Here is an 18,996-nt window from a genome sequence, read left to right as displayed (position 1 = left end):
TCTTTTACACCCACGCATGTTTTAAAGGCGCTCCTGTTACGGAAGCGCCTTTTTTACATTTGGCGGATAACATCCTCCAACCGTTGCATTCTGCCTGCATCATCAAACACAAACAGATCAAAACGCATTTCTTCATATTGCCAATAAGGGTGCTTTTGCAGCAGACATTCGGCCGCACGGAACAAGCGCCGCTGTTGTGCTGGCTGTAAACTTACCAAGGCTTCTTCTATAGAACGCCGTTTTTTTACTTCCACAAAACACAGAACTGCTGCTTTACTGGCTACAATATCAATTTCACCGCGGTGGGTGCGGGCTCGGCGCAAAAGCACGGTCCATCCGTCTTGTTCCAGCCAGTCACAGGCTTGCTGTTCGGCTGCCACACCTTGCGTGTAGGCAACACTGCCGCGTCTTTGTTTCTGCAAAAATGCTGGCCCCTGTTTTGCAGCCACTTTGTTCGGTATCTTATAGCCCAGCCCATTTTGTGTGAGCATTTTACCTATCATGTTGCCAGACTTGTCCATTTCACCTTTTACGCTTGTGCTTACAGTTATCAGGTTTGTGCTGGTTGTTGCTGTCGGGTTGCACATTCTTCTTACAAAACGCAACACGGCATCTGCTATCGGGTGGATAGGCGCGTGTGTGTTTATGCCTATACTGGGTACAACCCTTTATCTGATGTTCGGCATCAACCGCGTAACCCGCTTGGCCAAAAAGCTGGTTGGAGATCGTTCTCCCCGCCGGTTGGAAATAGATCAACCTTCATCTTGGAACAGAGAGCTGGAAGGGCAGTTTGCGCCATTAGCCCTTATGGTGGGTAAGCTGAGCAGTCGCGCTCTGGTCGGTGGCAATTCCATCATTCCATTGCATGATGGAGATGGCGCATACCCGCATATGCTGGATGCCATAGAAAAAGCCAGCAAAAGTATCCTGCTGTGTTCCTATATTTTCAGAGATGACAAAGTAGGTGGCCTGTTTGCAGATAAACTGGTTGCTGCCCATAAACGTGGCGTGCAGGTGCGTGTGCTGGTTGATGGCATAGGTAGCGGTTATTTTCTTTCTCCCCTTTACCATCGGTTGCGGCGGGCAGGGGTGCCGTGCGCGCGCTTTATGCATTCTTTGTTGCCGTGGCGGATGCCTTTCATCAATTTGCGCGATCACCGCAAAATTCTGGTGGTAGATGGGCGTATTGGCTTTTTAGGCGGGCTGAATATTGCGGATGAAAACATGGTTTCCCGCAAACCCAAGCACCCGGTATCGGACACTCATTTTAAAGTGGAAGGTCCGGTTGTCCGCCAGTTGGCCGAAGCCGCTGCGTGGGATTGGTATTTTACCACGCAGGAGCGCCTGCATGGTGATCTGTATTTTCAGGAACACAAAAGCACAGGCGAATCACTGGCACGTATTGTCACGGCTGGGCCGGATACAGATCTGGAAAAAATAGAATACACCATGTTGCAGGCCATTACGCTGGCCCGCAAAAACGTAAGGTTGATGACACCTTATTTTCTGCCGGGGCAACGCCTGATGTCCGAGCTGGGGCTAGCGGCTCTTCGCGGTGTGCAGGTTGATCTTGTTATCCCCCACCAGAGCAATCATCTCCCGCTGGATTGGGCGTGTGCTGCCAATATTGCACCTTTGCTCAATGCCGGGGTGCGCGTCTGGCTGGCCAATCCACCCTTTAACCATTCCAAGTTAATGGTGGTAGATAGAGCTTGGTCTTGTGTGGGAAGTTCCAATCTTGATATTCGCAGCCTCAGGCTGAATTTTGAAATCAATATGGAAATCTACGATACCGTATTGGCCGAAATGCTGGATGATTTTATCACCAAACACCGCAACAAACGGCTCACACATTATGATCTGGATAACCGTAACAAGATCATCCAGATCCGAGATGCGTTTGCCAGATTGTTTATGCCCTATTTGTAAAAATTACAGCCCAATCAAAGGCCGTAAAGTGACCGCAATAGGCCGGTGATCCGAGGCAAAAACCGGCAGAACACGTGCGCTTAAACACTGCATGCCTTCCACCAGGCACCGGTCAATTCTAATAGGCAGCAAATCTACCATCCGATGCGTAGGGGCCTTAGGCCCAACATCCTTAAAACCGGGTACCAATGTTGGGCCCAACAGGTTGAAATCCCCCAAAATGGCACATGGGGGAGAAAGCAGGGTGGCCAAACGCCGCAACTGCTTACGGTTTAACATCTGCCCATGAGACAGATGCACATTGGCCAGAGAAAACTTTTCATACTCAATAATCTGGGCATGGCGCTTAAACAGCGGGCCAGAAGGAATGGTGCAGGCTCTGGGCGCGCGCGCAAACGGAATACGGCTCCAACATGCCACACCATGAATACGCCCCGGCTGCGGGTTACGCGCATAGTGGCCACCAATTACATCTGGCAGCACGTCTATTTCTACCGTGGCCTCCTGCATCAGCAGCACATCGGGCTTTTCGGCCTCAATAAGGGCGGCAATGTCATGCACGGTTGCCCCCGTGCGGCGCAGCAGGTTCCAGCTAATAACCCGCACGCCCTCCATATCGCAGGCAACAAAGGAATGGGCTGACTTGCGACGCGCAAACTCAACCAGCCGAGAGAGTGGACGCCTCATGATGTCAGAGTCCTTTTTTCATCCTGCGTAAGAGGTTGCGCGGCTTCATCTGCTGCAAATTCTGTTGTGAGCGTAAAACCAATAGCCAGCAGAATAGGCCCCAGAAAAATGCCTACACCGCCAAAAGCCAGAAGGCCGCCAATAACACCCAGCACTGTCAGCAAATAGGGAAGCTTACTGCCCCGCGCAATAAACAGCGGGCGGATAAGATGATCTGCTCCCGAGATAACCAAAACACCATAAAGCAGCAGTAAAATGCCTTTTCCCGGATGGTGCATACCAAACAGCCATAGAGCGGCAGGTATCCACACCAACGGAGCACCTATAGGAAAAACTGCCAGAAATGCCGCCAGCACACCTAAAATAACAGCTTCTCCAACCCCTAACAGCCACAGGCCCAAACCTGTGAGAATACCCTGTATGATCGCGGTGCCTAAAATGCCATACACTGTTCCGCGTACCGTGCTGCCCACAATATGTAGATGCCGCCCGGCCTGATGGCCTGCAATACGCACCATAACGGCTTGCACCGTATCCCATAACATGGGGCCGCTGAGCCAAAAAAAGAAGGCAATAAACAGCGCCATAACCAGATGCAGGGCACCATTGGCCATGCGCATCAACACTTCAAGGAGAGATTGAATGATCTCACCCGCATAGGGGCGCAGTTCATCCCCCACAGAGCTGATGTTACGGCTCCAGCGCTCCCAATGATGGCTGATATCCGGCCCAAACGCCGGCAGTGATGCAATCCAATGGGGCAGGGGTGGCAGTTCATGAATAGTGCCAACAAACGCCATAACCTGCCGCGCCCAGCGTGGGCCGGATGATACGCAGGCAGATGCCAGAAATGCCAGCGGCAACACCACACCAACGGCGCATAGCAATGTCATGGTCAAACTGGCAGCGTTTGGCCCCATGCGGCGGCGCAAATGCTGGAACAATGGCCACGTTGTATAAGCCAGCACGCCCGCCCACAGCAGAGCAGAAGAAAAGGGTGCAAGCACCAGAACGCACCCATACGTAATGCCGCCCAAAAGCAGCAGCCGCATGATGCGTTCGGTAGAAGCGGGCTGACCAGTTGCCATTCAGCCATTAAATCATGAAATCTGGATTTTGTCTGGTGTGAAAACAAAACTTCTCCATGCACACTCAACATGCCGCACCATGATGTTTTGTTTGCCAGTCAGACAGGGCTGTGTGATCTTTGCGCTAGAATATTCAGAATAACAATGGGTCAGACAGCCGATATGTCACCTCTTATTTCCACACAAAAACTGGCCGAAATGCTTGGCTCCTCCGGCGTGCATGTGCTGGATGCAACTGCCCTCTTGCCCGGAGAAACCTTTAACCCGCAGCAAAGTTTTGCCGCTGCGCATATTCCCGGTAGCCGGTATTTTGATATCGAACTGTTTTCTGATCCAGAAAGCGCCTTGCCGCATACTGCCCCTTCCGCCGCGCGGTTTAGCCACCTGTTTGGCAGGCTTGGCATAACGGCACAGGATACCGTGGTTTTTTATGATCAGGGCAATGTGGCATCGGCTTGCCGCGGGTGGTGGTTAACGCGCCTGTTTGGGCATGAACACAGTTTTATTCTGGATGGCGGATTGCCCGCATGGGTGCGTGATGGACACCCAACAGAAGCAGCAGCTCCTACTGCCGCATTGCCGGCCCCTTATCAGCCACGCACATGTTATACGCATATTGTGGGTCTGGGGGACATGCTGGATATTGTAAAACACGGCGCACGCCCCATTCTGGATGCCCGCAGCGCTGCCCGTTTTTATGGTGAAACTCCAGAACCTCGGCCCAATGTCGCTTCGGGCCACATGCCGGGTGCGCGCAATATGCCTTATAAAAACCTGCTGAATACAAAAGGGCAGTTTTTACCTCCTGAACAGTTGCATACTCTATTTGCGCAAGCAGGCATTACGGAAGCTGATACCCCCGTAACCACCTGCGGCTCCGGCATGACCGCCGCCGTGCTGACAGCAGGTTTGGCTATTGCCGGGCTTAATATGGGTGCCTTGTATGATGGATCCTGGGCAGAATGGGGCAGCTTCCCCAATGCGCCCGTAACAGTGGAACGCACAGCATGACAGACGAAAACAGAGTTTCCGCCGGCTGGCTTAAACTTGCATCTTCCCTCAGCCATGTTGCCCGCCCACAAGCAACAGAGGCAGGTACCTATGTAAACCTGCCACTGGAACGTGGCTCTACCGTTGTGTTTCCATCCTTGGATGCCATGCAGCAGACGGGCCGCAAACGGTATGAGCATGTCAGTATTTATGGGGCCATGGGCTCGCCCACTCAGCATGAGCTGGAAAAAGCCATTGCCACCATAGAAGGCGGCACGGATACGCAAGTGGTCTGTTCTGGTCTGGCAGCTTGCACCACGCCGCTTCTGGCTTTTCTCAAAGCCGGAGATCACTGTCTGCTGGCAGATAACGTATATGGCCCAACCCGGCGCTTTGCAGAAAATATGCTCAAACGCTTTGGGGTGGAAATTTCTTATTTTCCACCCTGTGCGGATGCCGCAACCATAACGGCCCTTATGCGCCCCAATACGCGTGTGGTGTTTACAGAAAGCCCCGGTAGCCACACGTTTGAGGTGCAGGATGTTGCCATGCTGGCAGAAGTTGCCCATGCGCATGGTGCCTTGTTGTTTTTAGATAATACATGGGGCTTTGGCATTTTTGCGCCATTTAAACACGGCGTGGATGTGTCTATTCAGGCGCTTACAAAATACCCGGCTGGCCATTCTGATGTGATTGCTGGTGCCATTACTGTTGCCGATACACGCCTGTGGCATACATTGCGTGATGCTGCCATTCAGATGGGGCAGGTAGCTGGGCCGGATGAGTGCTGGCTTACGTTACGCGGCCTGCGCACCATGGGCGTGCGGTTGGCTCAGCAGGCAAAATCTGCCCTGCACATTGCCAAATGGCTGCAAACGCGACCGGAAGTAGCCCGCGTGTTACACCCCGCATTACCAGAATGCCCCGGCCACACATATTGGAAGCGTGATTTTACCGGAGCAGGCAGCCTGTTTGGTGTTGTACTGAAGGCCGATTACACAGTGCAGGACATGCAGCGCATGATTGATGCCCTGAAGATGTATGGCATTGGCGCATCGTGGGGAGGATATGAAAGCCTTATTCTTCCTACCACGGGTGGCATTACCCGCAGCGGTGAATCCCCTGTACAGGCTGGCCCAGCTTTTCGCCTTCAGATTGGTCTGGAAAACCCGGATGATCTGATTGCTGATCTGGAACAGGGCTTGCAGGTTCTTAAAAGCGCCTGACCAATTTTCTACCAGCCGGGGTTAGTTAGCAGAGCCCCGGCTGCGATAGGTGGCTGCTTCTGCCACATGCTGGGGCTGAATATCCAGCTCTCCTGCAAGATCAGCAATGCTGCGTGCTACGCGTAACATGCGTGTATACCCGCGAGCGGAAAACCGAAATCTGGCCGCTATGGCTTGCGCCATGTTCTGCGCTTCTGCTGATACGCATAAATCTTCCAACGCGGCTTCTGCGTTCTTGCGCGCACCTTGTCGCTCTGCCTGCATCTGGCGCGCGCACCACACACGCTCTGCCACTGTTGCGCTGTTTTCTCCCGGTGGGCCTGCCATATAGCCCAAGGGTTCATAGGGCTGCATGGCCAGATGCATGTCTATTCTGTCCAGCAATGGGCCAGAAAGACGGTTCATGTAATCCTCACCACAGCGCGGGGCTTTTCTACATTCCCGGCTGGCATCACCCAGATACCCACAACGGCACGGGTTCATGGCCGCAATAAGCTGAAAGCGGGCAGGGTAGGTTACATGCACGGCAGCACGCGCAATGCTAATCTGGCCGGTTTCTAACGGTTGCCGTAGCGCCTCCAAGGCCGAGCGAGAAAATTCTGGCAATTCATCTAAAAACAACACACCCCGATGCGCCAGACTGATTTCACCCGGCCGCGCACGAGCACCTCCGCCCACTAAAGCGGGCAGACTGGCCGAATGGTGCGGATCACGAAAAGGGGGGCGCCTTATGGGCCGGCCACCAAGCAATAAACCCGCTGCACTATATATGCGCGAAACATCCAGACTCTCTGCCACAGAAAGATCTGGCAGCAGGCTCGGTAAACGCGCAGCCAGCATGGATTTACCCGCACCCGGCGGCCCACTGAGCAATAGGGAATGCCCGCCTGCCGCTGCAATTTCCAGCGCACGGCGGCCTGTTTCCATCCCGCGTATATCCGCCAGATCGGGTTCAGACACCGGTTCATCTTCCTGCGCAGAAAACGCTGGAGGAGACAAAACCTGCAATCCGTTAAAATGATTGATAAGTGCTAGCAAATCTGGTGCGGCCAGAATGGAAATATCCCCACCACACAAGGCTTCCTGCCCTTGTGCCGCAGGGCATACCAAACCCAAATTCATGGAAGCTGCTTCTAGGGAAGCAGAAAGCACACCCGCAACCGGGTTGAGCCGCCCATCTAGAGAAAGTTCGCCCAAAGCGGCATACCGCGCCACTTCCTCACCCGGTATCACCCCCATGGCCGTTAGCAACGCCAAGGCTATGGGAAGATCGAAATGCGATCCTTCCTTGGGAATATCCGCGGGAACAAGATTAACCAGAATACGCTTGGCAGGCAGGGCAAGCCCGATGGAAGTAAGCGCCGCACGCACACGCTCACGCGCTTCTGCTACGGCTTTATCCGGCAGGCCAACCATTAAAAAGGCAGGCAAACCGCTGGAAATCTGCACTTCCACCCAAACGGGGCGGGCTTCTATGCCGCAAAAGGCAAAGCTACGGATGCGGGAATTGAGTATTCCCGCCCCGATAGACACGCTTATTTACCTTTGTAAATCAGGCGTGCGCGGATTGTGCCTTCCAGACCGCGCAGAGCCTGAAGAAGACGATCATCCAGTTCCGTGTTGCCGCCGGTATCGGCTTCAATCACCACGTAACCGATTTCTCCATCCGTCTGCAGGAACTGCGCCGTAACGTTGCAATCTGCGTTCATGAAGATTTCGTTCAGGCGCATCATCATGCCCGGCACATTGCGGTGCGCGTGCATAAAGCGCGTGCCACGTGGGCTTTGCGGCAACTGAACGCCGGGGAAGTTCACGGAACCGAATGTGGACCCCACATCGGAATATTCCACCAGCTTGCGCGCCACTTCCACGCCAATGCGTTCCTGCGCTTCCACGGTGGAGCCACCAACATGTGGGGAGAGGATAACGTTATCCAGCCCCTGCACAGGTGTTTCCAGCTTGTCATTCGGGCCTTTGGGTTCCTTGGGGTACACGTCAATAGCTGCACCCAGCAGATGGCCGCTTTTCAGTGCTTCTGCCAGCGCATCCAGATCAACCACGTTGCCACGTGCGTTGTTGATGAGGAAAGAGCCTTTCTTCATCGCCTTGATCTGGGCTTCACCCATTAGGTTCTTGGTTGTGGGCAACTGCGGAACATGCAGGCTAACAACATCGCTCTGTGCCAGCAGATCTTCCAGCGTTTCTACTGGCAGCGCATTCCCGTGGCCCAGCTTGTCCACCACATCGTAATACACAACGCGCATGCCAAAGGCTTCTGCCAGCACGGAAAGCTGGGAACCAATAGAGCCATAGCCGACAATACCCAGCGTTTTACCGCGTACTTCCCAGCTATTATGGGCGGATTTGGACCACTTACCTTCATGGCATTCCACAGAGCGTGGGAAAATACGGCGCATGAGCATGACAATTTCGCCCATCACCAGTTCCGCCACGGAACGTGTGTTGCTGTAAGGTGCGTTAAAAACGGGGATACCGTTCATGCGCGCAGCTTCAAGATCAACCTGATTGGTGCCGATGCAGAAGCAGCCAATGGCCATAAGCCGGTCTGCGCCATCCAGCACTTCCTTGGTCAGCTGCGTGCGGGAACGGATGCCAACAATATGCACACCTTCCAGCGCCTCTTTGAGGGCATCGCCCTCCAGCGCGCCTTTATGACGCACAACGTTTTCATAACCGCTGGCTTTAAGAAGGGCGACGGCACTATCGTGGATACCCTCCAGCAGCAGAATGCGGATCTTGTCCTTGGGGAGAGACAGGTGCGTGCTTGTGCTCATGTGGAACCGACCAAATAGCTGTTGTGCCGAGCGGCAGACCTATCTCAAAAACTACAAAATTGATAGGGCCGCCGCATGAGAGATAAAGAAAAGATACCGAAATCTAGCGATCTGCCTGCAAGGTTGCCACGGCTTGCTGATGTAAAGATGCCGAACCAGCCGCCAGCACTGTACGGTCTCCATCCATCCGTAAGGGTGTGCCATCCCATGCTGTTATCACGCCACCTGCGCCTTCAATAACGGGCACAAGGGCAGCCCAATCCCACGGATTCATGTCACATTCCGCGATCAGATCAATCTGCCCCAAAGCCAGCAGGCCATAGGCGTAGCAATCTCCCCCCCATGTCATGCGCTTGGCGCAGGCTTTCAGGGTTTTCCAGCCGGTGTGCGGGGCCAGTTCCAGCATTTCGGGGGATGTGCAGGACATTTCCGCAGCTTCCAGCGCCACGTTCTGGCGTGTGGCAGGCCGACCGCCCAGCGGTGATGAAAACTGCGTAGGCTGGCCTTTCACACCCAGCCAGCGTTCATTCAGCACCGGCTGATCCAACAGCCCCAACACCGGCACACCATGATGGCAAAGGGCAATAAGTGTTCCAAACATGGGGCGACCCGTTACAAAAGCCCGCGTGCCATCTACCGGGTCCAGCAACCATTGCCACGGAGCCTCTGCGTTTTCATGGCCGAACTCTTCACCAAACACGCCATGATCGGGGAGGCGTTCAGCCAGAATGGCACGCATCACCCGTTCTGCGCTGCGGTCTGCAATGGTTACGGGGCTTGCATCCTTTTTATCATCCACAGTCACATCTCGTCGGAACCACGGGCGCACGACCGTGCGGGCGGCATCTGCCATCATGGTGGCGACATCAGTAAAAAGACCGAGTTCTTCCGAATGTGTCATGGTGTGCATCCTGCCTGCGCGGGCACAGCCTGCCCGCCGAGAGTGTGAAGAAATGCAATAACATCCGCCCGTTGGGCGGGATCTGGTATACCGGTGAGAGACATACGCGTGCCGGGCGCAAAGCGGGCAGGAGCCATAAGCCAATCTGCCAGCATCTGGTCTGTCCAGTGCTGGCCTGCATGCTGCCGCAACGCTGCAGAATAGGTGTACCCTGTGCATGAGGCCACACCACGCCCGGCAACACCGGCCAGCGGTGGCCCGGCATTTTCCGCAGCCCCTCCAGCCAAGGCGTGGCACTGCGCGCAAACCTGCCTTACGGTTGCACCACCACGCTGCGCATTGGCCTGCACCATTAACGGCGCAATAGGTACGGGCTCTAACCCCGGCAGGGAAAAAGCAGGGCGGGCAGGGGCTGTATCTGGCACGGTGCTACGTGCGGCAAACACACATGTTGCCAGCACTGCCGCACTGAGTACGGTGGAAACCGCTATTCTGTTCAGAAACCTGCCATCCATGCCCGGGAGGCACCTCGTTTTCTGCCGGTTGCGTTTACCGTGCAGCTTTCATAAACTGCGCGCCGCTTTCAACCGGCTATAGGACGAGCCGCTTTTCGGAGCAAGCTGATGGTTTCTTCTCTTGTTGTCATACCTGCCCGGCTTGCTTCCACTCGCCTGCCAGGAAAACCGCTGGCAGACATTGCTGGCCGCCCCATGGTGCTGCGTGTGTGGGATGCAGCCATGGCCGCCAATATTGGCCCGGTTGTGGTGGCCGCCGCGGATCAGGAAATTTATGATGCCGTAACCGCAGCAGGTGGCACCGCGATTCTAACAGACCCCAACTTACCTTCCGGGTCAGACAGAGTATGGCAGGCCACCCAAGCGTTTGATCCTGACGGCAAATATGACGTGCTGCTGAACCTGCAGGGAGACCTGCCAACATTTGAGCCACAGGCATTACGTGCGGTTATGGATGTTATGGCCAACCCAGCGTATGATGTTGGTACACTGGTTGCGCCCGTAACATCGGATGCTGAAAAAAACGCACCCTCTGTGGTGAAAGTGGCCTGTGATTTTTCAGAGGATACGCAAACAGCGCCCGCGCTTTATTTTTCCCGCCAGCCTATTCCGTGGGGCAATGGGCCGCTATGGCACCATATTGGTGTGTATGGATGGCGCCGGGCTGCGTTGGAGCGGTTTGTAGCTCTGCCACCATCTGGCTTGGAAAAGCGTGAAAGTCTGGAACAACTTCGGGCACTGGAAGCTGGCATGCGTATTGGCTGCACACGCCTTGCATCAGCACCATTTGGGGTGGATACACCAGAAGATCTGGAACGCGCACGCCGTGCATTTGGAGCATAATTGAGGCATGACACAAAAGGTTATCGCCTTTCAGGGCACACCGGGCGCGTATTCAGATCTGGCCTGCCGTAACGCCAAACCAGGGTGGAAAACCCTGCCATGCCGTACCTTTGCTGATGCCATTGATGCTGTGCATCAGGGCCGGGCAGATCTGGCCATGCTAGCGTGCGAAAACAGCTTGGCGGGGCGCGTGCCGGACATCCATTCCCTGTTGCCAGCTTCTGGCCTGCAAATTGTGGGAGAGCACTTTCAACGAGTGGAACACTGCCTGCTGGTTGTGCCCGGCACCCGTATGGAACAGGTGCGGCGCGTGCATACGCACCCTGTAGCCTTGGGGCAGATCAGAAACCTGATCCGTGATTACAATCTGGAACCCGTGGCCGAGTTTGATACGGCTGGTGCCGCAGAGTTGGTAGCTTTATGGAAAAAGCCGGAAGAAGCCGCTGTAGCTTCTGCTCTGGCGGCAGAACTCTATGGGCTGGAAATTCTTAAAAAGAACGTGGAAGACGCAGACCACAATACCACGCGTTTTTACATTGCTTCCCGCACAGCAGATCGTCCGCCAGTAGAAACCCCCAATGTGATGACGACGTTGATCTTCAGTGTCAAAAACCAACCCGGCGCGTTGTATAAAGTGTTGGGTGGGTTTGCCACCAACGGCGTCAACATGACCCGGCTAGAAAGCTACATGTCTGGTGAAACCTTTGCCGCCACCCGTTTTTTGCTGGATGTTGATGGTCATCCAGATGATATACGGTTGAGCAAAGCACTGGCAGAACTTGATTTTTTTGCACAGAACACCACAATTCTAGGTGTCTACCCTCAATCGCCCTTCCGCCAGCGTACCCCTGCCGAAGGGCAGGACACGCCGCGCAGTGTGCCGGCACATGCCATTTCAGGATAAGTGACTGCCCATGTCTGATACCTTTTTCTCCGGGTCTATTACCGCGCTGATTACCCCCATGAACCGGGACGGCAGTCTGGATTTTGCCTCGTTCGAAAAACTGGTGGACTGGCAGATCCGTGAGGGTACGTCTGCCTTGTGTGCTGTTGGCACAACGGGGGAAAGCCCAACCCTTTCTCATGCTGAGCACCACGCGGTAGTGGAGCGTACCATTAAGGTATCGGCCGGGCGGGTTCCTGTTATTGCAGGCGCAGGTTCAAACAGCACATCCGAAGCCATAGATCTGGCGCAGTATGCTGAAAAAGCCGGGGCAAATGCTGTGTTGGTGGTAGCGCCATATTACAACAAGCCCACGCAGGAAGGGCTTTACCGGCATTACATGGCTATTGCAGATGCCATTTCCATTCCGGTTATTCTTTACAATATTCCGGGCCGTTCCATTGTTGATATCAGCGTGGAAACAATGGCGCGTCTGGCGCGGCACCCCAATATTATTGGCGTAAAAGATGCCACAGCAAATCTTTTGCGCCCATTACAGGTGCGTCGCGCAGTAGAAAAACGCTTTAACCAGCTTTCTGGGGAAGATGGCACTGCCGTAGCTTTTCTGGCTGCAGGTGGTGATGGCTGCATTAGCGTAACCGCCAATGTGGCGCCTGCCTTGTGTGCCAATGTGCAAAAGGCGTGGCAGGAAGGCCGCACGCAGGATGCCATTGCCATTCAGGACAAGCTTCTACCGTTGCATGATACGCTGTTTTGCGAAAGCAATCCGGCCCCGGCCAAATACGCAGCCAGCCTGCTAGGGCTTGCGGGAGAAACCTGCCGTCTGCCGCTTGCTCCCCTAACCGAACCTTCTCGTGAGAAAGTACGCGCTGCCCTTGTTGATGTCGGGCTACTGAACTGATGAGCTCCAAATCTGGAAAATCTGCCAAAAGCTCCATGATCTCTCATGGCATGGTGGCGCAAAACCGTAAGGCGCGCTTCAATTACAATATTCTGGAAACCATTGAAGCCGGGCTTGTGCTGAAGGGCGCTGAGGTTAAGAGCCTACGCCTTGGCCGTGCCACCATTAACGAAGCCTTTGCTGGCGAACGGGATGGAGCACTCTGGCTGTTTAACAGCTATATTCCTGAATATCAGGGCGGTGTTCTCTCTCGCTTTGATACGCGCGCGCCACGCAAGCTGCTGATGCACCGTAAGGAAATGCGCAAGTTTATAGGTGCCATTGCCAAGCAGGGCGCAACACTTGTGCCTTTAAATGTGCATTTTAATGATAGAGGCTTGGCAAAAGTTACGCTCGGCTTGGGCGTTGGCAAGAAAAGCCATGACAAGCGGCAGAGTATTGCAGACAGAGATTGGCAGCGTGATAAAGCGCGCCTGATCCGGAATAAGGGGAAGGGAGACTACTAACCTCTCTTTCCCGTTTGCCTGTTTAAATATTCAATCAGCCAAGCATAAAAAAAACCCCGGCAAAACCGGGGTTTTTTCTTGAAACCTAATTCTAAAATCAGGATCAGGCCGGAGAAACTTCAGCAGCTTCCGGGCCTTTCTGGCCCTGAACCACCTTTACGTTTACACCCTGACCTTCGTTCAGTGCGCTCAGGCCAGACCGTTCAAGAGCAGAAGCGTGAACGAAAATGTCCTTGCCACCGCTTTCCGGTGTGATGAAGCCAAAGCCTTTGACAGAGTTGTACCATTTTACGGTACCACGTGTGTCTTCAGCCATGGACAGATCCGGGGCAGGGCGGCCAGCCGGACGGCTGCCAAAACCGGGGCGCGGTGCACGGGGGCGTTCTGGCTGAGCGGTGCTTTCGTCAACGGAAATAACTTCCGCAACCTGGCGACCTTTCGGGCCCTGGCCAATCCGTACAACCAGTGTCGCACCGGGGCTTACACCCTGATGGCCTGCCTGAGAGAGTGCATTGGCGTGCAGGAATACATCACCGGTGCCATCTGCCAGTTCAACAAAGCCGAAGCCTTTTTCACTGTTGAACCATTTAACAGTTGCACCAACTTCCGGCCCGGAAGCCACAACCTGCGGACCACCAGCGCCACGGCGCGGTGCAAATCCACCACGGTCACCGCCACCAAATGCTGGGCGCTCACCAAAGGAAGGCATGGACATGTAATCGTCATCAAATCCGCCGCGGCGAGGAAAACGAGAGCTGCGGTCGGTCCTGTTACTTTTCAACGGTCTTGATCCTGGAGTACGGAGAAGGCTGAAGCTTCTCCCGATATTGAAAAACGGGCAGTTTGCCGGAATGGGTTGACACGTTTACGTATTTTGAAGAAAACGCCACCGTTCCCGTTCCTGAAAGCTGCAAATGCGCCCACTGTTTCCGTAGCACAGCCAACAGCGTGCGACTATAGGAAAGCATGAAATTGGCGGGAGTTTCACACACTTTTCTTAATCTCACAGTTATGTGATACCTCCGCCCCCATAACCGCCTGATGCTGGCATGATAGCCACAGCAAGACAGGATAAGGGGAAACGGGCTTTCTTGTGCGGGTATTATCCATTAAGAACAGCCTAGAATCATGCCCGCACATGGCCAAATGGAAGAAAAAGCATGCCCGTAGTTTTAAAACGGCTTCGCGCACGGCGCCTTGCCCTTGCGTCTCTTATGCTGGCAGGGGCATCCGTGTGTTCTCTTTCTTCCGCCAAAGCGACTCCTGCCTCTGATAACAAAGGCACATGGACTCTTCAGGGTGAAAACGATGCCATCACCACCCTGAAAGGTACGTCGGACCAATACTATACCAGTGGCCTGCGCTTTAACTGGACATCCGGCACCAATACGCTGCCCACACCCATTGCCGCCATTAACAAGGCCATTTGGGGGGAAGGGGTGCAGCGTATCAGCATAGGCTTGCAGCAGCTTATCTTTACGCCGCGCAACACGCAGGTTTCCAGCCCGTGGGCTCCGGGGCAGGCGCAAACTGCCCGCATTAATGATAGGCCCTATTCCAGCCTGCTGCTGGGCACCGTAAACCTTATTAATGATACGGATAGAACCCGCAGCGTATTTGGCATTCAGTTTGGTATTATGGGGCCGGGCGGCTTGGGCGAGCAGCTCCAGAACGGATTCCATGGCCTGATTGGCGATACCAAAAACCAGGGCTGGTCTCATCAGCTTAAAAACCAGCCCATCTTTCAGGTGCAGGGTGGGCGTATCTGGCGTTTGCCTTTGGCGCATGTGTTTGGCGTAGAATTTGATATGCTGCCATCCGCCGCTGCAGCCATTGGTGATTACCAGATTTATGGCCGCATTGGGGATGTGTTTCGTATTGGGCAGGGGCTGGATAGTGATTTCGGCACACCTACCATTCAGGCCTCCGGCACAGATGGCACAGATGCCTATAAATCTCGGCGTCCTTTTTCATGGTACATCTTTGGTGGCGTAACGGGTGAGGCCGTTGGGTATGATGCCTCATTGCAAGGCAACACCATGCGCAGCAATTCCCTGCATGTGATTAAAAAATGGGATGTGGGTGAAATTCACGCCGGTTTGGCCTTTATGTTCTGCGGTTTGCGCATTTCCTACAGTCAGGTCTGGCAGACACAGCAGTTCACCACAGCCAAGTCTGGCCTGTTTAACTATGGCTCATTAATGGTTTCGGCAAAGTTCTGATTCTTTTTTCTGCATCGCAGAAAGGCGTTTGCACAAAAAACAGGCATAAAAATTGTGCAATTTGCGTGTATTTGTGTTTTTTTCGTCACGAGGTCTCGAACCTGCCTGCTTTTGAGGCGTTAACATTCGTTTTCTCATAGCGTAGCGCGCTGCGGCTCTTTTACACTCCAAACATCAAGACCGAACCGGGATTGTAAGGGGGATAAAAGAAACCATGCCGCGCACAACAACATCTTCTCAGCAACACACCTGCCAGATCATCCCATTCCAGATGGAGATCACATCCCGCCAGCAGGCTTACCTTACCCGTTGGGTTCAGGCTGCTCAGCCCATGGGCATTTGCGATGCGGATGTTTTTGTATCTGAACAGAAGCAGGCCGGCGTTTCCGCTGGTTATGTTGTGGTATGGGTGCGCGAAACGCCAGATCCGGCTTACCAGATTTACTGCCACGGCAACCGCTGGATTGTTATGGATGCTATCCGTGATAATAAACTGGGCAGCTTTAACACCTTTGCAGATGCCCTGAACATGATCCGCCCCGTCATGCCGCGCGAACAGGGTATTGTTGCCGCTTAAACGCCCCAGTTTAAGGTATTATTCCGGTTGGCCGCCTTCTTCCCTTACAAGGGAAGGGCGGCTTTTTTTTGCCCTTTGCCTTGCACCAAATCATTACGAAATCCTGTTATTTCCATTTCAGGGATTGCCTCATGGGTTTCTCCTGCTGCAAGGACTACGCAGACCATCACCAGTTCGAGCAGATCTGAAAGGATCCTGAGATGACAAGCCTGACCCTCGCATACCCCGAAACCACCGTGCATGAGGCTACGGCAGCAGCAATCATCCGCGTTCTGGAAGCCAATGATGTAGAGCCGGATATTGTCACTGGCCCTAAAGACGTGCTGACAGACATGCTCAAAAAGGGTGAGGTTGATTTTTACGTGTCTGCATGGCTGCCGGATGAAGATGCGGGCATGCTGGCCCCCGGTATTCTGCCTCTTGGCAATTTGTTTCGCCCAGCGGCTCATTGCTGCATTTCTGCAGAAGATACACCGCTGACATCTCTGGATGATGTGGCACAGGCTGGGCCAGAACTTTCCCGCACCATTATCACGCCTGCATCCCTGCAAAAGCACATGGAAAACGTGTTGCAGCAGTATGGGCTGGATACTGCAGGATTCAGCCTGAAAGTGCTGCCGGATGAAGAAGCTCTGGCAGAGCTGAACGCTGCCCTCAAGCGGGAAGAACTGGTGCTGATGCCGTTGTTTCAGCCTTGCTTCCTGTTCCACATTGGCGGTTTCCGTATTCTGAACGACCCCAAGAATGCACTGGGAGGCGAACAGGATGCACGCATTCTGATCCGTGCAGAAACCAAGGATGAAATGGAGCAGGACCTTCTGGACGAACTGGATGAACTGATGCTGAGCGCCAAAATTATCAGCGCCATGGATTACGCCATGCGTGTTGAAGGCATGACAGCCGATGAAGCGGCAGAAGCCTGGCAGCGCGGCAAACTGCTGCCCCGCTAAGGAAAGGCCGCGCCAGCATGACAGATCAATCCCCCGCCGATACGCGCGATTCCAGCCTTGCCGCCCAGTATGAGGCGTATCCATACCCGGAAAGAAACCCACAGGATGAGGCCAAGCGCCTTTTAATAGGCAGCCCCAGCCACCTGCGGGAAATTGACTACTGGGTTTTTGGTGCCAAACGCCCACAAAGCCAGCCTTTGCGGGCACTGGTGGCGGGGTGCGGCACGGGGGATGGTGCCATCATGCTGGCAACACACCTACAACGCGCCGGACGCCCCGGTGAGGTTGTGTGTGTGGATCGCTCCCAAAAAGCGCTCTCCATTGCACAGGCGCGGGCAGAGGCGCGAGAGCTGGCAAATATCCGCTTCATTCAGAGCTCTCTGACAGAGCTGGATGGGCTGGATCTGGGCCTTTTTGATTATATTGATTGCTGTGGTGTACTGCATCATCTGCCTGATCCTGATGCAGCATTAGCCATGCTGGAAAAGCACCTCGCTCCCGGTGGTGGAATGGGGCTAATGGTCTATGCCCCTTATGGGCGCACAGGCGTTTACATGGTGCAGGATGCACTGGAAAAAATTGCACCGCATTCTGAAACGCCACAAGCGCGGCTGGATATGGCGCGCCGCGTCATGCGCACGCTGCCGGCTACTGCATGGTTGCGGCAGAATGGCAACTTTGGAGATCATCTCTCTGGCGGCGATGCAGGATTGTATGATCTGCTGCTGAACCCGAGAGATCGTGCTTATACCGTTACCGAGTTTTTGAATTTTCTCGACAAAGCCGGTCTGGAACCATCCTGCCTGATGGAACCGGCGCGGTATGATCCAACCCTGTTTTTGCCAGACCCACGCCTGCGTGCACGCATCAGCGGCCTACCATGGCAGCAGCAGGCCGCCATAGCGGAAGATCTGGCGGGCAATATGGCCACGCACGTTGCCTATGTTGTACGCAAAGGCGCGCGCGTTACACCTCCAGACCCGCTAGATTTTGCGGCTGTGCCAATAATGCGTGAAATACCGGGGGTAGAGTTGGCCAAACAGATGCGGCCAGATCACACACTACCTTTTGCGTTTGGCACATTGATTGTGCCCATTCCCTTGCCGCCACAAATGCGCGGCATTCTGCCATTAATTGATGGTGAACGCACTGTTGGCGCCTTGGCAGAGGCCGTGGCCCCACGTGGTATTTCGGAAAGCAAGTTCCGCAAAGTGTGGGCTGAAGGCTTTACCACTCTGGAGCGGCTTAACCGCGTGCTGTTACGTCCTCCATCCTGATTGCACCCATTGCGGGGAGGAGATTTGAAGTGTCAGCACTGCCCGTAATTATTTTTGGTGCAGCCCTCAATCCAGATGGCGGCCCTTCTGTAGCGCTCCTAAACCGTGTACATTCAGCACTTGTGTTTGGCGCTGCACATGGGCCCGTTATGTATATTCCCACAGGTGGCGTGCCACAAAATGGCCAGACAGAAGCAGATGTTATGGCTTCCTGCCTGTTAAAGGCCGGCGTTGCTCCAGACACTATTTTGCCCGAACCCACGGCGGGAGATACGTTTGATTCCGCCATTGCCTGCACACGTTTGTTGCGTCAGGCAGGGTATTCTACGGCTCAGCCCATAGCTGTTGTTTCCAGCCCCTTGCATCTGCCGCGCTGCGTTTTGCTTATGCGCCTTGCAGGCTGGAAAGTGCAGGCTGTGCCTTTTTTACGTGCACAGCCGCATGTGCCCAACATGCGCAAAAAACTCCTGCGTATCGCGCATGAATGCCTTGCCCTGCCGTGGGATGCACTGCTTGTTCTGGGCTGGCGTATTGTGCGGCGCTAAACTGCGCCGTATTCTGCCGCCCGATTTCCTGCCGGTCTGCGTTTTGCGTGGCTTCCTTTTTACAGGCCGCCATTTTGCGCAAAACATAACAAAGCAGCCCGCGCAGTTCATGATCTTGCCAAAACAGGTGGCTTCCATCC

Annotated in this window: 20 protein-coding genes; 12 read left to right on the top strand and 8 right to left on the bottom strand. The window is 54.4% G+C overall.

Annotation, left to right across the window (positions count from 1 at the left end; all coding sequences use genetic code 11):
- Positions 1 to 53: 53 nt before the first annotated feature.
- Positions 54 to 503, bottom strand: coding sequence for a YraN family protein (locus EOV40_RS05540; protein ID WP_208729308.1), 450 nt, complete (start codon positions 501 to 503; stop codon positions 54 to 56).
- On the opposite strand from EOV40_RS05540, the gene cls reads away from it, so the two are divergent.
- The gene (gene cls, locus EOV40_RS05535) at positions 502 to 1,929 is read left to right on the top strand and encodes a cardiolipin synthase (protein WP_128105263.1); all 1,428 of its coding nucleotides are present in this window, start codon (positions 502 to 504) and stop codon (positions 1,927 to 1,929) included. The genes EOV40_RS05540 and cls overlap by 2 nt on opposite strands.
- Positions 1,930 to 1,932: 3 nt before the next feature.
- Here the strand turns inward: cls and EOV40_RS05530 are convergent, their stop codons facing one another.
- Entirely contained in the window at positions 1,933 to 2,616 is a 684-nt protein-coding gene (locus EOV40_RS05530; protein WP_003630606.1) for an endonuclease/exonuclease/phosphatase family protein, read from the bottom strand.
- Entirely contained in the window at positions 2,613 to 3,704 is a 1,092-nt protein-coding gene (locus tag EOV40_RS05525; protein ID WP_050819732.1) for an AI-2E family transporter, read from the bottom strand. The genes EOV40_RS05530 and EOV40_RS05525 overlap by 4 nt, the downstream gene beginning before the upstream one ends.
- Before the next feature lie 69 nt (positions 3,705 to 3,773).
- On the opposite strand from EOV40_RS05525, the gene EOV40_RS05520 reads away from it, so the two are divergent.
- The gene (locus EOV40_RS05520) at positions 3,774 to 4,715 is read left to right on the top strand and encodes a sulfurtransferase (protein ID WP_128105262.1); all 942 of its coding nucleotides are present in this window, start codon (positions 3,774 to 3,776) and stop codon (positions 4,713 to 4,715) included.
- A complete protein-coding gene (metC, locus tag EOV40_RS05515) occupies positions 4,712 to 5,920 on the top strand; it encodes a cystathionine beta-lyase (protein WP_128105261.1) in 1,209 nt (402 codons plus the stop codon). Before EOV40_RS05520 ends, metC begins: the two co-directional genes overlap by 4 nt.
- A gap of 21 nt (positions 5,921 to 5,941) precedes the next feature.
- Here the strand turns inward: metC and EOV40_RS05510 are convergent, their stop codons facing one another.
- From EOV40_RS05510 to EOV40_RS05495, 4 genes are all read right to left on the bottom strand, one after another.
- The gene (locus EOV40_RS05510) at positions 5,942 to 7,453 is read right to left on the bottom strand and encodes a YifB family Mg chelatase-like AAA ATPase (protein WP_128105260.1); all 1,512 of its coding nucleotides are present in this window, start codon (positions 7,451 to 7,453) and stop codon (positions 5,942 to 5,944) included.
- Positions 7,454 to 7,455: 2 nt separating this feature from the next.
- Positions 7,456 to 8,715 (bottom strand): phosphoglycerate dehydrogenase, encoded by a 1,260-nt coding sequence (gene serA / locus EOV40_RS05505; RefSeq protein ID WP_050819730.1) that lies wholly within the window; start codon positions 8,713 to 8,715, stop codon positions 7,456 to 7,458.
- 103 nt (positions 8,716 to 8,818) lie between these two features.
- Positions 8,819 to 9,616 carry an inositol monophosphatase family protein gene (locus tag EOV40_RS05500; RefSeq protein ID WP_208729278.1) on the bottom strand — a complete coding sequence of 266 codons (798 nt, stop codon included), beginning with the start codon at positions 9,614 to 9,616 and terminating at the stop codon, positions 8,819 to 8,821.
- Positions 9,613 to 10,131 carry a c-type cytochrome gene (locus tag EOV40_RS05495; protein ID WP_128105258.1) on the bottom strand — a complete coding sequence of 173 codons (519 nt, stop codon included), beginning with the start codon at positions 10,129 to 10,131 and terminating at the stop codon, positions 9,613 to 9,615. The genes EOV40_RS05500 and EOV40_RS05495 overlap by 4 nt, the downstream gene beginning before the upstream one ends.
- A 108-nt stretch (positions 10,132 to 10,239) precedes the next feature.
- Between EOV40_RS05495 and EOV40_RS05490 the strand changes: the two genes are divergently transcribed.
- From EOV40_RS05490 to smpB, 4 genes are read left to right on the top strand one after another with little or no spacing between them, the layout of a single operon-like run.
- Positions 10,240 to 10,974 carry a 3-deoxy-manno-octulosonate cytidylyltransferase gene (locus tag EOV40_RS05490; protein ID WP_087651349.1) on the top strand — a complete coding sequence of 245 codons (735 nt, stop codon included), beginning with the start codon at positions 10,240 to 10,242 and terminating at the stop codon, positions 10,972 to 10,974.
- A gap of 7 nt (positions 10,975 to 10,981) precedes the next feature.
- Complete coding sequence (locus tag EOV40_RS05485; protein ID WP_128105257.1) at positions 10,982 to 11,878, top strand: prephenate dehydratase; 897 nt, start codon at positions 10,982 to 10,984, stop codon at positions 11,876 to 11,878.
- Positions 11,879 to 11,888: 10 nt separating this feature from the next.
- Entirely contained in the window at positions 11,889 to 12,779 is an 891-nt protein-coding gene (gene dapA, locus EOV40_RS05480; protein ID WP_128105256.1) for a 4-hydroxy-tetrahydrodipicolinate synthase, read from the top strand.
- Positions 12,779 to 13,285: an SsrA-binding protein SmpB gene (gene smpB, locus EOV40_RS05475; RefSeq protein ID WP_003628823.1), complete on the top strand. Its 507-nt coding sequence runs from the start codon at positions 12,779 to 12,781 to the stop codon at positions 13,283 to 13,285. The genes dapA and smpB overlap by 1 nt, the downstream gene beginning before the upstream one ends.
- Before the next feature lie 103 nt (positions 13,286 to 13,388).
- Here the strand turns inward: smpB and EOV40_RS15450 are convergent, their stop codons facing one another.
- The gene (locus tag EOV40_RS15450) at positions 13,389 to 14,066 is read right to left on the bottom strand and encodes a cold-shock protein (RefSeq protein WP_006115255.1); all 678 of its coding nucleotides are present in this window, start codon (positions 14,064 to 14,066) and stop codon (positions 13,389 to 13,391) included.
- Between the two features lie 379 nt (positions 14,067 to 14,445).
- On the opposite strand from EOV40_RS15450, the gene EOV40_RS05465 reads away from it, so the two are divergent.
- The 5 genes from EOV40_RS05465 to EOV40_RS05445 all read left to right on the top strand — a co-directional run bounded on the left by EOV40_RS05465 (position 14,446) and on the right by EOV40_RS05445 (position 18,856).
- On the top strand, positions 14,446 to 15,507 hold the full coding sequence (locus tag EOV40_RS05465; protein WP_004449120.1) for a lipid A deacylase LpxR family protein: 1,062 nt from the start codon (positions 14,446 to 14,448) through the stop codon (positions 15,505 to 15,507).
- A 214-nt stretch (positions 15,508 to 15,721) separates the two neighbouring features.
- The gene (locus EOV40_RS05460; RefSeq protein WP_128105255.1) at positions 15,722 to 16,084 is read left to right on the top strand and encodes a hypothetical protein; all 363 of its coding nucleotides are present in this window, start codon (positions 15,722 to 15,724) and stop codon (positions 16,082 to 16,084) included.
- Between the two features lie 200 nt (positions 16,085 to 16,284).
- On the top strand, positions 16,285 to 17,034 hold the full coding sequence (locus EOV40_RS05455) for a glycine betaine ABC transporter substrate-binding protein (protein ID WP_050819723.1): 750 nt from the start codon (positions 16,285 to 16,287) through the stop codon (positions 17,032 to 17,034).
- A 17-nt stretch (positions 17,035 to 17,051) separates the two neighbouring features.
- On the top strand, positions 17,052 to 18,311 hold the full coding sequence (locus EOV40_RS05450; protein ID WP_128105254.1) for a class I SAM-dependent methyltransferase: 1,260 nt from the start codon (positions 17,052 to 17,054) through the stop codon (positions 18,309 to 18,311).
- 29 nt (positions 18,312 to 18,340) lie between these two features.
- Entirely contained in the window at positions 18,341 to 18,856 is a 516-nt protein-coding gene (locus EOV40_RS05445) for a YdcF family protein (protein ID WP_128105253.1), read from the top strand.
- The last annotated feature ends 140 nt before the right edge of the window (positions 18,857 to 18,996 follow it).

It is taken from the genome of Acetobacter oryzoeni (assembly GCF_004014775.2).
GTDB classification, from domain to species: Bacteria; Pseudomonadota; Alphaproteobacteria; order Acetobacterales; family Acetobacteraceae; genus Acetobacter; species Acetobacter oryzoeni.
Note: the sequence above shows the minus strand (reverse complement) of the source record. Positions and strands in the feature narration are given on the sequence as shown.